The 14788-nt window shown below is 69.6% G+C and carries 14 protein-coding genes; 11 read left to right on the plus strand and 3 right to left on the minus strand.

The features are described 5' to 3' along the window. Nucleotides 1–275: 275 nt before the first annotated feature. Nucleotides 276–1328: a YhjD/YihY/BrkB family envelope integrity protein gene (locus tag BFN01_RS05165; protein WP_177243806.1), complete on the minus strand. Its 1053-nt coding sequence runs from the start codon at nucleotides 1326–1328 to the stop codon at nucleotides 276–278. 121 nt (nucleotides 1329–1449) lie between these two features. On the opposite strand from BFN01_RS05165, the gene lysA reads away from it, so the two are divergent. The 5 genes from lysA to prfA all read left to right on the plus strand — a co-directional run bounded on the left by lysA (nucleotide 1450) and on the right by prfA (nucleotide 8564). Continuing rightward, nucleotides 1450–2841, plus strand: a complete 1392-nt coding sequence (gene lysA / locus BFN01_RS05170; protein ID WP_071642232.1) for a diaminopimelate decarboxylase — start codon at nucleotides 1450–1452, stop codon at nucleotides 2839–2841. Between the two features lie 58 nt (nucleotides 2842–2899). After that, nucleotides 2900–4216 carry a homoserine dehydrogenase gene (locus BFN01_RS05175; protein WP_071642233.1) on the plus strand — a complete coding sequence of 439 codons (1317 nt, stop codon included), beginning with the start codon at nucleotides 2900–2902 and terminating at the stop codon, nucleotides 4214–4216. A 77-nt stretch (nucleotides 4217–4293) separates the two neighbouring features. Further along, nucleotides 4294–5202, plus strand: a complete 909-nt coding sequence (thrB, locus tag BFN01_RS05180) for a homoserine kinase (RefSeq protein ID WP_071642410.1) — start codon at nucleotides 4294–4296, stop codon at nucleotides 5200–5202. 167 nt (nucleotides 5203–5369) lie between these two features. Further along, on the plus strand, nucleotides 5370–7463 hold the full coding sequence (rho, locus tag BFN01_RS05185) for a transcription termination factor Rho (RefSeq protein ID WP_071642234.1): 2094 nt from the start codon (nucleotides 5370–5372) through the stop codon (nucleotides 7461–7463). Nucleotides 7464–7487: 24 nt separating this feature from the next. Then, on the plus strand, nucleotides 7488–8564 hold the full coding sequence (prfA, locus tag BFN01_RS05190) for a peptide chain release factor 1 (protein ID WP_071642235.1): 1077 nt from the start codon (nucleotides 7488–7490) through the stop codon (nucleotides 8562–8564). Nucleotides 8565–8573: 9 nt separating this feature from the next. On the opposite strand, the gene epsC is transcribed toward prfA, so the two are convergent. Together epsC and cysK are read right to left on the minus strand one after the other, a co-directional pair. Then, nucleotides 8574–9137, minus strand: a complete 564-nt coding sequence (gene epsC / locus BFN01_RS05195; RefSeq protein ID WP_071642236.1) for a serine O-acetyltransferase EpsC — start codon at nucleotides 9135–9137, stop codon at nucleotides 8574–8576. A 14-nt stretch (nucleotides 9138–9151) separates the two neighbouring features. After that, entirely contained in the window at nucleotides 9152–10090 is a 939-nt protein-coding gene (gene cysK / locus BFN01_RS05200; RefSeq protein ID WP_071642237.1) for a cysteine synthase A, read from the minus strand. Nucleotides 10091–10206: 116 nt separating this feature from the next. On the opposite strand from cysK, the gene prmC reads away from it, so the two are divergent. The 6 genes from prmC (at nucleotide 10207) to atpE (ending at nucleotide 14772) form a co-directional block, all read left to right on the plus strand. Continuing rightward, a complete protein-coding gene (gene prmC, locus BFN01_RS05205) occupies nucleotides 10207–11064 on the plus strand; it encodes a peptide chain release factor N(5)-glutamine methyltransferase (protein WP_071642238.1) in 858 nt (285 codons plus the stop codon). Nucleotides 11065–11132: 68 nt separating this feature from the next. Next, nucleotides 11133–11864 carry an L-threonylcarbamoyladenylate synthase gene (locus tag BFN01_RS05210; RefSeq protein ID WP_071642239.1) on the plus strand — a complete coding sequence of 244 codons (732 nt, stop codon included), beginning with the start codon at nucleotides 11133–11135 and terminating at the stop codon, nucleotides 11862–11864. Continuing rightward, complete coding sequence (locus BFN01_RS05215; protein ID WP_071642240.1) at nucleotides 11861–13063, plus strand: MraY family glycosyltransferase; 1203 nt, start codon at nucleotides 11861–11863, stop codon at nucleotides 13061–13063. The genes BFN01_RS05210 and BFN01_RS05215 overlap by 4 nt, the downstream gene beginning before the upstream one ends. After that, on the plus strand, nucleotides 13060–13569 hold the full coding sequence (locus BFN01_RS05220) for a hypothetical protein (protein ID WP_071642241.1): 510 nt from the start codon (nucleotides 13060–13062) through the stop codon (nucleotides 13567–13569). The genes BFN01_RS05215 and BFN01_RS05220 overlap by 4 nt, the downstream gene beginning before the upstream one ends. Nucleotides 13570–13748: 179 nt before the next feature. After that, nucleotides 13749–14492 (plus strand): F0F1 ATP synthase subunit A, encoded by a 744-nt coding sequence (gene atpB, locus BFN01_RS05225; protein WP_071642242.1) that lies wholly within the window; start codon nucleotides 13749–13751, stop codon nucleotides 14490–14492. A gap of 43 nt (nucleotides 14493–14535) precedes the next feature. Then, a complete protein-coding gene (gene atpE, locus BFN01_RS05230) occupies nucleotides 14536–14772 on the plus strand; it encodes an ATP synthase F0 subunit C (RefSeq protein ID WP_071642243.1) in 237 nt (78 codons plus the stop codon). The last annotated feature ends 16 nt before the right edge of the window (nucleotides 14773–14788 follow it).

Here is a 14788-nt window from a genome sequence, read left to right on the forward strand (position 1 = left end):
AAACAAAAGTAAAAAGAAAAACAATAGAAATCAAAAATGGTTGTTGATATAAAATGATTTTTTTTTCAAGCAGAAGACGGCATGCGAGATTACTACGCGTCTCGTGGGCTCGGAGATGTGTATAAGAGACAGGCTCAGGGACCCAAGATGGTCAGGGTCCGAGGGTATGGCTCAGGGGGGGGAGAGGCCCTTCGACAGGCTCAGGGACCCAAGAAGTCTGGCCTTTCGGCAGGCTCAAGGGCCCAACGGGCTCAAGGACCCAGACGTGCAGCGGCTCAGTCGTGTGCCGCGGCCTGCTGCGCCGCACGCAGATGCGCGGTGGCGGCGCGCACATCGTCCTCCGCCTGACGCAGCGCGAACTCGGGCAGTGTCTCGGCGCCGAATCGCTCAGCCACCCGATCCCCCTGCTCGCGGTGCGAGATCGTGATCAGGGCACTCGCCAGCAGGATGACCTGCGTCGAGAGATTCAGCCACAGCAGCAGGGCGAGCAGCGACGCGAACGAGGCGAGCAGCGGGTTGGCCTTCGCGCCGCCGACGAACAGTCCCGACAGCTCCTGCAGAACCAGCAGGCCCACCCCGCCCAGTGCGGCGCCGCCCCAGAGCGCCCAGCGCGATGCGCGCACGCCGGACAGCATCCGGTACACCGCGGCGATCAGCACGGTGTCCAGAGCGAACACGATCACCAGCGACAGCACGCGCACCGTCCAGAACACGGCGGGGGCGTCGCTCGCGACGCCGACGATGCCGGCGAACCAGCCGACCACCAGCTCGCCGGCGAAGGTGAGCGCGGCGGCGGCGACGAAGGTGGCTCCGATGATCAGCGCGAGCAGCGCGCTGCGCAGCAGGACGAGGTAGAGGACGACGTCGGCGGTGTCCGTTCCGGCGATCGTGCGCACGGCGTTGCGCATGGAGCCGATCGCTCCGAGCGCGGAGCCGATGAGCCCGATCAGCGAGATCACGCCGGCGACCGACAGCCCGCCCGGGGCGTCGATCATGTCGAGCTCGACGATGCCCTTCTCATCTCCGGTGGCGATGAGCCCCGGCACCGCCGAGTCCACGGCCGAGACGACAGCTCTCCACGCGACGGCATCCTGGGAGAGCCACAGGGCGGCGGCGGAGAACCCCAGCAGCACGGCGGCGAACACGCTGAACAGCGCCCGGTACGTCACGGCGTCGGCGAGCATCGGACCGCGTCTGCCCGTGTACAGCAGCGCGGCCCGGACGACGCGCAGCCGCAGCAGCCGGCGGATCACCATCGCGGACGTCCGCGCGATCCACCCCTTCTGCGCGGGGGGTGATGCGGGGTCGGGATTCGTCGGCCTCTCCATCCTCCCCACACTATTGAGTGCGTCGGAATGTGAACGGGGGTTGACTCGGCGGTGTCCTAGAATCAGGGTCGACCTCGTCTCCACGGCGAACCCGTCAGAACCGTGACCCGATTGGCGCTGCGTGCATTCCCCCGATTCCTCTCCCGCCCCCGGATGGCTGGTCGTTCCCGACGACGCCAACGACCTGGTCGAGGGGGTGTGGCCGCTCTCCGCGGAACGCGATGACGACGGCGAGCTGCGCATCGCGGGCGTGGGCGTCGGCGAGCTCGTGCGCGACCACGGCACGCCGCTGCAGGTGATCGACGAGACCGAGGTGCGCCGCCGGGCCGCGGCGCTGCGCTCCGCCTTCGATCGTGCCGCAGCCGAGCACGGCACGACCGCGCGCATCTACTACGCGGGCAAGGCGCTGCTGAACACGTCGATCGTGCGCTGGGTGCTCGAGGAGGGCCTGAACGTCGACGTCTGCACCGGCGGCGAGCTCGAGGTCGCGCTGGCCGGGGGAGCGGATGCCGGCCGGCTGGGCTTCCACGGCAACAACAAGTCGGTCGCCGAACTCGAGCGGGCGGTGGATGCCGGTGTCGGCACGATCATCATCGACAGCGTCATCGAGATCGAGCGCCTCGCCGCGATCGTCTCGCGCACCGGGGCGTCGCAGCGCGTCATGCTGCGCGTGAACAGCGGTGTGCACGCGGAGACGCACGATTTCCTCGCGACCGCGCACGAGGATCAGAAGTTCGGCTTCCCGCTCGGCCAGGCTCCCGCGGCCGTCGCGCGGATCCGCGAGATCGACGGGCTGGTGTTCGCCGGCCTGCACTGCCACATCGGCTCTCAGATCTTCGGCGTCGCCGGCTTCCGGGAGTCCGCCTCGCGCCTGCTCGATCTGCACCAGGAGCTGCTCGCGGGCGGCGACATCCCCCAGCTCAACCTCGGCGGCGGGTTCGGCATCGCCTACACGAGGGTCGACGATCCCACGCCCATCGCCGACCTCGCCGAGGGCATCGTCGCGGCCGTCGCCGAGGGCTGCGCGGCACGCGGCATCCCGGTGCCCGCGCTCTCGTTCGAGCCCGGCAGGGCGATCGTCGGCAACGCCGGCGTGACGCTGTACGAGATCGGGACCACCAAGGACGTCGCCCTGGATACGACCACGCGGCGCTACGTCAGCGTCGACGGCGGCATGAGCGACAACGCGCGCCCGGCCCTGTACGGCGCCCAGTACTCCGCGCGTCTCGCGTCGCGGATCGGCACGGGTGCGCCGATGCTCGTGCGCGTGGTGGGCAAGCACTGCGAATCGGGCGACATCGTGGTCGACCATGAGTATCTGCCGGGCGATGCAGGACCCGGCGACCTGATCGCCGTCGCCGCGACCGGAGCGTACTGCGCGCCCCTGTCGAGCAACTACAACCACGTGCCCAGGCCGCCCATCGTCGCGGTGGCTGACGGACGATCGCGCGTCATCGTGCGCGGCGAGTCGATCGCCGACCTGCTCGCGCGCGACGCCGGCATCCCGCAGTGAGCCATGGCCGTCCGAGGCCAGACCCGACATCCTGACCCGACCGTGCTGAGGAGCGCAGATGACTGACTACCGACGACTTCGCGTTGCGCTGCTGGGAGCGGGAGCCGTGGGCTCTCAGGTGGCATCGCTGCTGCTGCGCCACGGCGACGAGCTCGCCGACCGCGCGGGGGCCCGGCTGGAGCTCGCGGGCATCGCCGTGCGCGACGTGGACGCCCCGCGCGACGTCGACCTGCCCCGCGAGCTGTTCACCACCGACGCGGAGATGCTGATCACCGGATCCGACATCGTCATCGAGCTGATGGGCGGGATCGAGCCGGCGCGCTCGCACATCCTGCTGGGCCTGGGCTCCGGCGCAGACGTCGTCACCGCCAACAAGGCGCTGCTCGCCACGCACGGCCCGGAGATCTACGAGGCCGCCGAGCGGGTCGGCGCCTCGGTGTACTACGAGGCCGCCGCAGCCGGCGCGATCCCGATCATCCGACCGCTGCGCGACTCGCTCGCCGGCGACCGCGTCGTGCGCATCATGGGCATCGTCAACGGCACGACCAACTACATCCTCGACCGCATGGACAGCGAGGGCGCCGATTTCGACGACGTGCTCGCCGATGCCCAGCGGCTCGGCTACGCCGAAGCGGATCCCACCGCCGACGTCGAGGGATACGACGCCGCGCAGAAGGCGGCGATCCTGGCATCCCTCGCCTTCCACACCACCGTCCCGCTCGACGCCGTGCATCGCGAGGGCATCACGGGTGTGACCGCCGACATGATCGAGGAGGCCCGCGAGGCCGGATTCGTGATCAAGCTGCTGGCGGTGTGCGAGCGCCTCGTAGACGGCGGACCGGAGTCGATCTCGGTGCGGGTGTACCCGGCCCTCGTGCCGCGCGATCACCCGCTCGGCGCGGTGCACGGCGCGAACAACGCCGTCTTCGTCGAGGCCGAGGCCGCGGGCTCGCTGATGTTCTACGGCGCAGGCGCCGGAGGCGTGCAGACCGCGTCCGCGGTTCTCGGCGATGTCGTCTCGGCGGCCCGTCGCCACATCGCCGGCGGCACCGGGGTCGGCGAATCGACGCGCGCGAACCTGCCGGTCGTCTCGATCGGACATGTGCTGACCCGCTACCAGATCACCCTCGAGGTGTCGGATGAGGCGGGCGTGCTCGCCACCATCGCCGGTCTGCTCAGCGACGGCGGCGTCTCGGTGGCCACGCTCGTGCAGACCGTGATCCCGGCCGCCGACGACACCGACCGCGAGAGCGCCCGGCTGATCATCGGCACGCACCGCGCCACGGACAGCGCGCTCAGCGCGGCCGTCGACCGGCTCGCCGCGAGCGACGTCGTCGAGCGTGTGGTGTCGGTGCTGCGCGTCGAGGGGGAGTGAGCGTGGGGGTCACCCTCGTGCCGGCCGAGCCGGTCACCTCGCAGGCGCCGCACGTCGACGGAGCGACCCGCACCGTCATGGTCACCGTCCCCGCGACCAGCGCCAACCTCGGTCCTGGATTCGACACCCTCGGGCTCGCCCTCAGCGTGTACGACACGCTCACCGCATCGTCCTTCGACGACGACCGCCTCGTGATCGACGTCACCGGGTCGGGCGCGGAGGAGATCCCGACCGATGCGAGCAACCTCGTCGTCCGCTCCATCGCGCACGTGTACGCCGATGTCGGGCGCCGGATGCCCGGGCTGCATCTTCACGCCGAGAACGGCGTGCCGCACGGGCGCGGCCTCGGCTCATCCGGCGCGGCGGTGACCGCGGGGATCCTGATCGCGAAGGGCCTGCTGGCCGGCGACGTCGAGCTCGACGACGAGGCGCTGCTGCGTCTGGCCACGGAGCTCGAGGGCCACCCGGACAACGTCGCCCCCGCCCTGTTCGGCGGCCTGACCATCGCCTGGACGGGCGAGTGCGGCCCCCAGCACAAGAAGCTGCTCGTGCACCGGGGTGTCGCTCCGCTCGTGTTCGTGCCCGGTTTCACGATGTCGACCTCGCTCGCCCGGTCGCTGCAGCCGCCACAGGTCTCGCGCGAGGACGCCGTGTTCAACGTGTCGCGCTCGGCTCTGCTGATCGCGGCTCTCACGCAGAGTCCCGAGCTGCTGCTCGACGCGACCGACGACCGCCTGCACCAGGACTATCGTGGCCCGGCGATGCCGGAGACGCTGCGTCTGGTCCAGGCGCTGCGCGCGGAGGGCTTCGCGGCTGTCGTCTCGGGCGCCGGACCCAGCGTCCTCGTGCTGGCGGACGGGCCCGGAGCGCGCCAGCGCGCGGTCGAACTCGCCGATGTCGTGACGGACACTCCGTGGCAGGCGCACATGCTCGCGGTCGACGTTCAGGGTGGTACAGTGAGGGAACGAGCGGAGGGCACCACGTAACTTCGTGATTCTCGCCCTTTCGCACTTCTGCGAAGTCCGCACGCGATCCCCAGGAACATCCAGGTACTGGCTGGCAGGCGCTCTGCGTCGGCGCGTGTGATGTCCGCGGCATCTGCTGCGTGCAACATCGGACTGCTCGTCTTCCCACGACATATGAGGGAGTACTCGTGGAGAACCTCTCCGAGACCCAGAACGACACCACGACCACCGAGTCGATGACGGCCGAGAGTCCGGCACCGGTGCGCAAGCGCGCGCCGCGCCGCGCGACGACCGCGTCCGCCGCGGCGGCAGCCGAGGCGAGCACCGCCGCCCCTGCGACCGACGCGGCTCCTGCGGCCGACGCCGCTCCCGCGGCGGAGCAGCCGAAGGCGAAGGCACCGCGCCGCACGCGCGCCAAGAAGGCCGACGCCGAGACGCTCGACCTGCCCGTGGCTGAGACCCCGGCCGAGCCCGCAGTCGCAGCACCGGCCGCGGATGCACCGGGCGCCGACGCGCCGGCAGCGGACGCCGCTTCGGCGCAGGGGAACGACGGCGCCGAGGCGCCCGCGAAGCCTGCCCGCAAGCGCCCCACGCGCGCGAAGAAGAGCGACGCTCCCACCGCGGCGACGCCGGACGAGGGCGCCCCCGAGGCGTCCCAGCCCGCCGACCAGAGCGCTGGCGCAGGCGATGACCAGGCTGCGGATGCCCCGGCTGAGGCCGTCAAGCGCCCCGCGCGCGGACGCCGCGGCGCGAAGGCCGCAGAGCCCGAGACCGCTCCCGCCGACGCGTCCGCCGATTCGGCTCCGAGCGAGCAGACCCCCGCCGCCGATCAGAGCAGCGGTGACGGCGACGGCGACGGCGACGGTTCCAGCCGCAGTCGCAGCCGCAGTCGCAGCCGCAGCAGGGGACGCGGTGACAAGAACGGCGGCGACAAGACCGCCAACGGCCAGAACAACGGCGGTCAGAACGGCGGCGCTCAGAGCAGCGGCGGCCAGAGCGACTCCGACGAGGAGAGCGGCTCTGCTCGCGGACGGCAGCGAGGCAGCAAGCGCCGCGGTGGCGGCAACACCACCGCCGACGAGTTCGACACCGAGATCGGCGAGGACGACGTGCTCATCCCCGTCGCCGGAATCCTCGACGTGCTCGACAACTACGCCTTCGTGCGCACCACCGGCTACCTCGCCGGCTCGAGCGACGTGTACGTCTCGCTCGGCCAGGTGAAGAAGTACAACCTGCGCAAGGGCGATGCGGTCGTCGGCGCGATCAAGCAGCCCCGCGAGGGCGAGCAGCAGGGACGCCAGAAGTACAACGCGCTGGTGAAGGTCGACTCGATCAACGGGCTCTCGCCCGACGACGCCGCGAACCGCGTCGAGTTCGGCAAGCTCACCCCGCTGTACCCGCAGGAGCGCCTGCGCCTGGAGACCGCCCCCGAGAAGCTGACGCAGCGGATCATCGACCTGGTCGCCCCGATCGGCAAGGGCCAGCGCGGTCTGATCGTCGCGCCGCCGAAGGCCGGCAAGACCATCGTGCTGCAGCAGATCGCCAACGCGATCGCGCAGAACAACCCCGAGGTGCACCTCATGGTCGTGCTCGTCGACGAGCGCCCCGAAGAGGTCACCGACATGCAGCGCACCGTCAAGGGCGAGGTCATCGCCTCGACCTTCGACCGGCCGGCGGAAGACCACACCACGGTCGCCGAGCTCGCCATCGAGCGTGCGAAGCGCCTCGTCGAGCTCGGTCGCGACGTGGTCGTGCTGCTCGACTCGATCACCCGCCTCGGTCGTGCCTACAACATCTCCACGCCCGCCTCCGGCCGCGTGCTCACCGGCGGTGTCGACGCCGCGGCGCTGTACCCGCCCAAGCGCTTCTTCGGTGCCGCGCGCAACATCGAGAACGGCGGCTCGCTCACCATCCTCGCGACCGCCCTCGTGGAGACCGGTTCCAAGATGGACGAGGTCATCTTCGAGGAGTTCAAGGGCACCGGCAACAGCGAGCTGCGCCTGTCGCGCCAGCTGGCCGACAAGCGCATCTTCCCGGCCGTCGACGTCAACGCGTCGAGCACGCGTCGTGAGGAGATGCTGCTCTCGGCCGACGAGGTCAAGATCACGTGGAAGCTGCGTCGCGCCCTCGCCGGCCTCGACCCGCAGCAGGCGCTCGAGGTCGTGCTCGGCAAGCTCAAGGAGACCGGCTCCAACGTGGAGTTCCTCTTCCAGATGCAGAAGTCCGTGCCCACGCCGAACGCGAACGGCGGCTCGCACGCCCACGAGAACAGCATCCGCTGATCCACCGCTGAGCGGAGCAGAGGCGTGTTCGAATCGGTCCAGGCCCTCATCGAGGAGCATCGCCGGGTGCAGGAGGAGCTCTCCGACCCGGCGGTGCACGCCGACGCCGCCCGCGCCAAGCAGGTCAATCGGCGCTACGCCGAGCTGAACCGCATCGTCGCCGCGCACGAGGCGTGGACGACGGCATCCGACGACCTCGAGGCGGCTCGCGAGCTGGCCAGGGAGGACGACGCGTTCGCCGCCGAGATCCCTGTGCTCGAGGAGGGGTTCCGCGTCGCGCAGGAGAAGCTGCGGCGCCTGCTCATCCCGCGCGATCCCGACGATGCACGCGATGTGATCATGGAGATCAAGGCGGGGGAGGGCGGCGCCGAGTCGGCGCTGTTCGCCGCCGACCTGCTGCGCATGTACGTGCAGTACGCGGCGTCCAAGGGCTGGAAGACCGAGCTCCTCGAGCGCAACGAGTCGGATCTCGGCGGCTACAAGGACGTGCAGGTCGCGATCAAGGGCTCGTCCTCCGACCCGTCGCAGGGCGTCTGGGCGCACCTGAAGTACGAGGGCGGCGTGCACCGCGTGCAGCGCGTGCCCGCCACCGAGTCGCAGGGGCGCATCCACACGTCCACCACCGGCGTGCTCGTCTTCCCCGAGGTCGACGAGCCGGAGGAGATCCAGATCGACGCGAACGATCTGAAGATCGATGTCTACCGCTCGTCGGGACCGGGCGGGCAGTCCGTGAACACCACCGACTCGGCGGTGCGCATCACGCACGTGCCGACGGGGATCGTCGTGTCGATGCAGAACGAGAAGTCGCAGCTGCAGAACCGCGAGGCGGCCATGCGCGTGCTGCGGGCCCGTCTGCTCGCCAAGCAGCAGGAGGAGCTGGATGCCGCGGCATCCGACGCCCGCCGCTCGCAGATCCGCGGCATGGACCGCTCCGAGCGCATCCGCACCTACAACTTCCCCGAGAACCGCATCGCGGATCATCGCACGGGCTACAAGGCGTACAACCTCGACCAGGTGATGGACGGCGCGCTCGAGCCGATCATCGAATCGGCGATCCACGCCGACGAGGAAGCCAGGCTCGCCGCCCTCGGCGGCGAGTGAGCCGCGGCCTCAGATCACGTAGTCCGACGCGGTCAGCAGAGCCCGCGAATCGTCCGATCCCGTGCGCCGCCGAGGCTTCGCCGGTACACCGACGAGGATGCTGTCGGCAGGCGCATCCGTCGTCACCACGGCGTTCGCGCCGATGACGGACCTCGCCCCGACGCGCACCGGGCCGAGGATCTTCGCCCCTGCGCCCACGGACACGCCGTCCTCGAGGGTGGGGTGTCGCTTGCCGTGATCGCGGGTCCTGCCACCGAGCGTGACGCCGTGGTAGAGCATCACATCGTCGCCGATCTCGGCCGTTTCGCCGATCACGACGCCCGTGCCGTGGTCGATGAAGAAGCGCCGGCCGATCTTCGCACCGGGGTGGATCTCGATGCCCGTGAGGCAGCGTGTGATCTGCGAGCCCATCCTCGCGACGAAACGGAGTCCGCGTCGCCACAGTGCGTGCCACACGCGATGGCCCCACACGGCGTGCAGACCCGGGTAGAGCAGAGCCACCTCGACCCCGCTGCGGGCAGCGGGGTCGCGGTGGCGGGCGGCCGCGATGTCCTCGCGGATCCGGGAGAGCATGCTCACAGGACGGGTCAGTCCTCGCGCAGGTCTTCGAACAGGGCGGTGGAGAGGTAGCGCTCACCGGTGTCGCAGCCGATGACGACGATCTGCTTGCCCTTGCTCTCGGGGCGCGCGGCGATCTTCAGCGCCTGAGCGACGGCGGCCCCGGCGGAGATGCCGACGAGGATGCCCTCCTTGGCGGCGAGCGCGCGGGAGGTCTCGAGCGACTCCTCGAAGCCGGCGGTGATGATCTCGTCGATCACGTCGCGATCGAGGATCGCGGGCACGAAGTTGGGCCCGATGCCCTGGATCTTCGCGGGGCCGGTGCGTCCTTCCGAGAGGAGGGGGGAGTCGGTCGGCTCGACGGCGACGACGTGGACCTCGGGCTTGACCGCCTTCAGCGCCTGGCCGACGCCGGTGATGGTGCCGCCGGTGCCGACACCGGCCACGAAGATGTCGACCTGCCCGTCCGTGTCGCGCAGGATCTCCTGCGCCGTGGTCTCGCGGTGGATCTGGGGGTTGGCGGAGTTCTCGAACTGGCGGGCCCAGACGGCACCCGGCGTGGACTCGATGATCTCCTGCAGCTTCTCGATCGCGCCCTTCATGCCCAGCGTCGGATCGGTCAGCACGAGCTCGGCGCCGAACGCCTTCAGCAGCACGCGGCGCTCCTTCGACATGGACGCGGGCATGGTGAGGATCACCTTGTAGCCGCGCGCGGCGCCGACCATGGCCAGCGCGATGCCGGTGTTGCCGCTGGTCGCCTCGACGATCGTGCCGCCGGGCTTCAGCTCGCCCGACGCCTCTGCGGCGTCGACGATCGCGATGCCGATGCGGTCCTTCACGCTCGAGGCCGGGTTGAACGACTCGAGCTTGACGAGAACGGTGGCGTCGAGGCCCTCCGTCAGGTGGTTCAGCCGCACCAGGGGGGTGTTGCCGAAAGTGCTGGTGATGTCGTTGTGGATGCCGGTCATGGCAGACCTTTCGTGAGCGGAGTTCTCGTGAGCGGAGTCAGCGACATCAGCCTACGTTGCGTACTCCGGGTGATGACGGAATGTGACCGGATGCCCGCACCGCATACGCTGGGAGAATGCCCATCCCGATCTCGGCGCAGCTGCGCGCCATCGCGCAGCGGCTCGCCGACGCGGGCGTGCCTGACCCGCTCGTCGACGCTGAGCTGCTCATCGGTCACGTGCTCGGACTCGGCCGCGGTGAGCTGCAGGCCGCGGCTGTGCGCGGGGATCAGATCGCCGAAGCGGATGCCGAGCGGCTGGCCCTGCTCGTCGACCGACGCGCCGCACGCGAGCCCGTGCAGCATCTGACCGGTCGGGCCGCCTTCCGCCACCTCGAGCTGGCGGTGGGCCCCGGTGTCTTCGTGCCGCGCCCCGAGACCGAGACCGTCGTGCAGTTCGCGATCGATGCGCTCCTGGAGAGCGCGTCCGCGCAGCCGGTGGCCGTCGACCTCGGCACGGGCAGCGGCGCGATCGCCCTGGCGATGGCCACCGAGGTGCCGCACGCGAGAGTGCACGCCGTGGAGCGGTCCGCCGACGCATACGCCTGGGCGCAGCGCAACGCGCGTGGCGTCGGGAACCTGACCCTCGTGCACGGGGATCTGGCGACGGCATTCGACGAGCTGCGCGGCGTCGCCGACGTGGTCATCTCGAACCCGCCGTACGTGCCCGACGATGCGATCCCGCGCGACCCCGAGGTGCGCCTGCACGACCCGGCTCAGGCGCTGTACGGCGGAGCGGACGGACTCGACGTCGTGCGCGTGATCAGCTCACGGGCCCAGGATCTGCTGCACGCGGGTGGACTGCTCGTGCTCGAGCACGGCGAGCTGCAGGGCGCCGCGATCCGCGACATCCTCACATCCGACGGGTGGCGCGCAGCGGCGACGCACCAGGACCTCACGCGTCGCGACCGCGCGACGACGGCGCTGCGGGCCTGAACGCGGTCGCGACGGGCGCGCTCTCGCGCGCGTGGGCACGGAGGCGACCGACGTAGACTAGGAGCGCCATGTCAACTGTCTTCGATTGCCGCGACGACTCCCAGATCCTCGCCGGCATGCGCCACGCCCGCCAGGCGATCGCCCGTGGCGAGCTCGTCGTCCTGCCCACCGACACCGTGTACGGCATCGCGGCCGACGCCTTCTCTCCCGCCGCCGTTCAGCGCCTGCTCGACGCCAAGGGCCGCGGGCGCGACATGCCGCCGCCGGTGCTCGTCGCCGGACAGGACATGCTCGCCGCCCTCGTCGAGACGGTTCCCGCACCGGTACAGCGGCTCGTCGACGCGTTCTGGCCCGGCGGCCTCACGATCGTGCTGCCCGCTCAGCCGTCGCTGACCTGGGACCTGGGCGAGACCAAGGGCACGGTGGCCGTGCGGATGCCCGACCGTCGCATCGCTCTCGAGCTGCTGGCAGAGACGGGGCCCCTCGCCGTGTCCAGCGCGAACCTCAGCGGGCGCGACGCCGCGATCATCGCGTCGGACGCCGAGGCGATGCTCGGCGACAGCGTCGCGGTCTACCTGGAGGAGGGCTACAGCGAGACCGGCGTGCCCTCGACCATCGTCGATGCCACCTCCCTCGTCGCGACTGCCGACGGGGACACCCCGGTGGTGCGCATCCTGCGCGCGGGCGCCGTGACCAGGGAGCAGCTGGCCGAGGTGCTCGGGGATCTCCTCGAGCCGGAGGAGCAGCCGGGCGAGGTCGGGGAGCGCCCCGTCGACGAGAGCCCGGTCGACGAAGAGTGAAGCAGTACCTGTTCACGATCATCCTCACGGCGGCGGTCACCTTCGCGCTGTCGTGGGCGGTGTGGCGGCTGAGCCTGAGGTTCAAGCTGTACCCCGGCATCCGTGAACGCGATGTGCACAAGACCCCGACCCCACGACTCGGCGGCGTCGCCATGTTCATCGGCATCGCCAGCGCGGTCCTCATCTCCGCAGCCAACCCGTTCTTCGAGCGGATGTGGTCACCGCCGAACACCCTGTGGGCCATCCTCGCGGCGGCGCTTCTGATCGCCGTGGTCGGGGTGATCGACGACCTGATCGATCTGGACTGGATGATCAAGCTCGCCGCGCAGTTCCTCGCGGCCGGGATCATCTCGGTCGGGGGAGGTCTGCAGATCCTCTCGCTGCCGGTCGGCGACATGATCCTCGTCTCGAGCTGGGTGAGCATCTCGATCACGATGTTCGCGATCGTCGTGGTGATGAACGCGGTCAACTTCATCGACGGGCTCGACGGTCTCGTCGCGGGCGTCTGCCTCATCGCCAACGGCGTGTTCTTCGTCTACGCCTACATCCTCACCCGCGACTCGGGCGCGACGAGCTACTTCAACCTCGCCACCTTCCTCGCCGCGGTGCTCATCGGCGCGTGCCTCGGCTTCCTGCCGCTGAACTGGAGCCCGGCGAAGCTGTTCATGGGCGACTCCGGCGCCCTCGTGCTGGGGCTGCTGATGGCGACATCGACGATCGCGCTCACCACGCAGGGTGATGTGAACGCGTTCGATCCGGAGCGCTTCGGCCGATCGCAGCTGCTCGGCGCGTTCATCCCGATCGTCCTGCCGCTGGTGATCGTCATGCTCCCGCTCCTCGACTTCGGCCTCGCGGTGTCCCGCCGGATGCGCGCGGGCCGGTCGCCGTTCTCGCCCGACCGCAAGCACCTCCATCACCGGATGCTCGATCTCGGCCACCGCCACCGCGACGCCGTGCTGATCTTCTACGCATGGAGTGCGATCATCTCGCTGACGGTCCTGCTGATGTACATCGCAGGTCGACAGGACTGGCCGGGCGGATACCTCGCCGCGGTCGCGTTCGGCGTGGTCGGCATCGTCGCGTGCCTGATCATCACGCGCACCCCGCTCAGCGTCCGGCGACGAGCCGCGGAACGCCGAGCCGCAGCCGCCGTCTCCCACCCCACCCGACCCGACACCGAGCCCATGGAGCCCCGATGACCCCGAGCCCCGTCTCCAGCACACCCATCCTGCGGCGAACGCTGACGTGGTCGGCCGGTGCCGCACTGGTGCTCGCCATCGCCGCCGCGGGTATCGGCTACGCCGTCGACGGCACGAGCGGGCTGTGGAGCGGCCTGAGCGGGGTTCTGCTCGCATTCGTGTTCCTCGCCATCACGGCGGGCAGCATCCTGTTCGCGAACCGCTGGTTCGGCGATCCGATCTACGTGCAGCTCTTCTTCGCGATCGTGCTGGGCGGCTGGCTGCTCAAGCTGGGTCTGTTCCTCGTGATCATGATCGTCATCAGCGGTCAGGCCTGGATCTCGCCGCTCGTGTTCTTCCTCGCGATCGTCGCCGGTGTCGTCCTCTCGCTCGTGGTCGATGCCGTCGTGCTCGTCCGCATGCGCCTTCCGCACGTGAGCGACATCGATCTTCCGACCGTCAACCCCGAGGACGAGGCCGACGCCGACGGTCGGAATGCGCACGGCGCGACCGAGAACGACCGCTGAATCTGGTAGTGTTTATCCGTGCCCGCCGCTCGTCTCGCGAGCGCTTGCGCTGATGCACACCGTCCCTCGTCGCCCCGGTTCTCGCCGGTGACCCGAAGCTGGAGCCCGCGCTGTTGAATCCCGTTGCGACCCTGACCCTTCGTCCGATCGCCGGTGACGGTGAATTCTACGGCCCCTCGATGGACGAGTTCTTCCCGGAGATCCTGTTCAACGCGTTCGGTGTCGTGCCGATGCATCGCATCCACCTCATCCAGCTGCTCTCCGTGATCGCCGTCGTGCTGTTCATGTGGCTCGGCACCCGTCGCATGACCGTCGTGCCGGGCCGCTTCCAGAGCGTCGTCGAGATGGGGATCGGCTTCGTCCGCAACGGCATCGGCCACGACCTCCTCGGCCGCAAGGACGGCGAGCGGTTCGCTCCGCTGCTCGTGGCGATGTTCTTCATGATCCTGTTCATGAACATCACCGGCATCATCCCGTTCCTGAACATGCCGGGCACCGCGATCATCGCCGTGCCGCTCACGCTGGCCGTGATCAGCTACGTGACCTTCATTTACGCCGGCATGAAGAAGAGCCCGCTCGGGTTCTGGAAGAACTCCCTCTTCCCGGCGGGCGTGCCGTGGCCGGTCTACATCATCGTGACTCCGCTCGAGTTCATCTCGACCTTCATCATCCGCCCGGTGACCCTCACCCTGCGTCTGATGATGAACCTCGTCGTCGGTCACATGATCCTCGTGCTGTGCTTCGCGGCCACGCACTTCTTCTTCTTCACCGCAGGTGGCGGCTGGGCGGCGCTCGGCGTCGGCACCCTGGCCTTCGGCGGCGCCTTCACTCTCTTCGAGATCCTGGTCGTCGTCCTGCAGTCCTACGTCTTCACCGTCCTCACCGCGATCTACATCCAGCTCGCGGTCGCAGAAGAGCACTGAGCGGGTCGGCAACTGCCGTCCCACCCAACGAAAGGAAAAACCCGTGGACGCTACTACGGTTCTCGCTGAAATCAACGGTCACATCGGTGCGGTCGGCTACGGCCTCGCCGCCATCGGACCGGCCATCGGCGTGGGCATCGTCGTCGGCAAGACCATCGAGGGTGTCGCCCGTCAGCCCGAGCTCGCCGGTCGCCTGCAGGTCCTCATGTGGATCGGTATCGCCTTCACCGAGGCGCTCGCGTTCGTCGGCATCGCCGTCGCATTCATCCCCTTCCCGTAATCCGCACCGACTTCTG

It is taken from the genome of Microbacterium sp. AR7-10 (genome assembly GCF_001878835.1).
Classification (GTDB): domain Bacteria; phylum Actinomycetota; class Actinomycetes; order Actinomycetales; family Microbacteriaceae; genus Microbacterium; species Microbacterium commune.

What these genes read in the sequence shown, in the direction of transcription:
- BFN01_RS05165 (WP_177243806.1), bottom strand. Translation starts at nt 1,328, where the DNA reads ATGGAGAGGCCGACGAATCCCGACCCCGCATCACCCCCCGCGCAGAAG.
- BFN01_RS05175 (WP_071642233.1), top strand. Translation starts at nt 2,900, where the DNA reads ATGACTGACTACCGACGACTTCGCGTTGCGCTGCTGGGAGCGGGAGCC.
- thrB (WP_071642410.1), top strand. Translation starts at nt 4,294, where the DNA reads ATGGTCACCGTCCCCGCGACCAGCGCCAACCTCGGTCCTGGATTCGAC.
- epsC (WP_071642236.1), bottom strand. Translation starts at nt 9,137, where the DNA reads ATGCTCTCCCGGATCCGCGAGGACATCGCGGCCGCCCGCCACCGCGAC.
- cysK (WP_071642237.1), bottom strand. Translation starts at nt 10,090, where the DNA reads ATGACCGGCATCCACAACGACATCACCAGCACTTTCGGCAACACCCCC.
- prmC (WP_071642238.1), top strand. Translation starts at nt 10,207, where the DNA reads ATGCCCATCCCGATCTCGGCGCAGCTGCGCGCCATCGCGCAGCGGCTC.
- BFN01_RS05210 (WP_071642239.1), top strand. Translation starts at nt 11,133, where the DNA reads ATGTCAACTGTCTTCGATTGCCGCGACGACTCCCAGATCCTCGCCGGC.
- BFN01_RS05220 (WP_071642241.1), top strand. Translation starts at nt 13,060, where the DNA reads ATGACCCCGAGCCCCGTCTCCAGCACACCCATCCTGCGGCGAACGCTG.
- atpB (WP_071642242.1), top strand. Translation starts at nt 13,749, where the DNA reads ATGGACGAGTTCTTCCCGGAGATCCTGTTCAACGCGTTCGGTGTCGTG.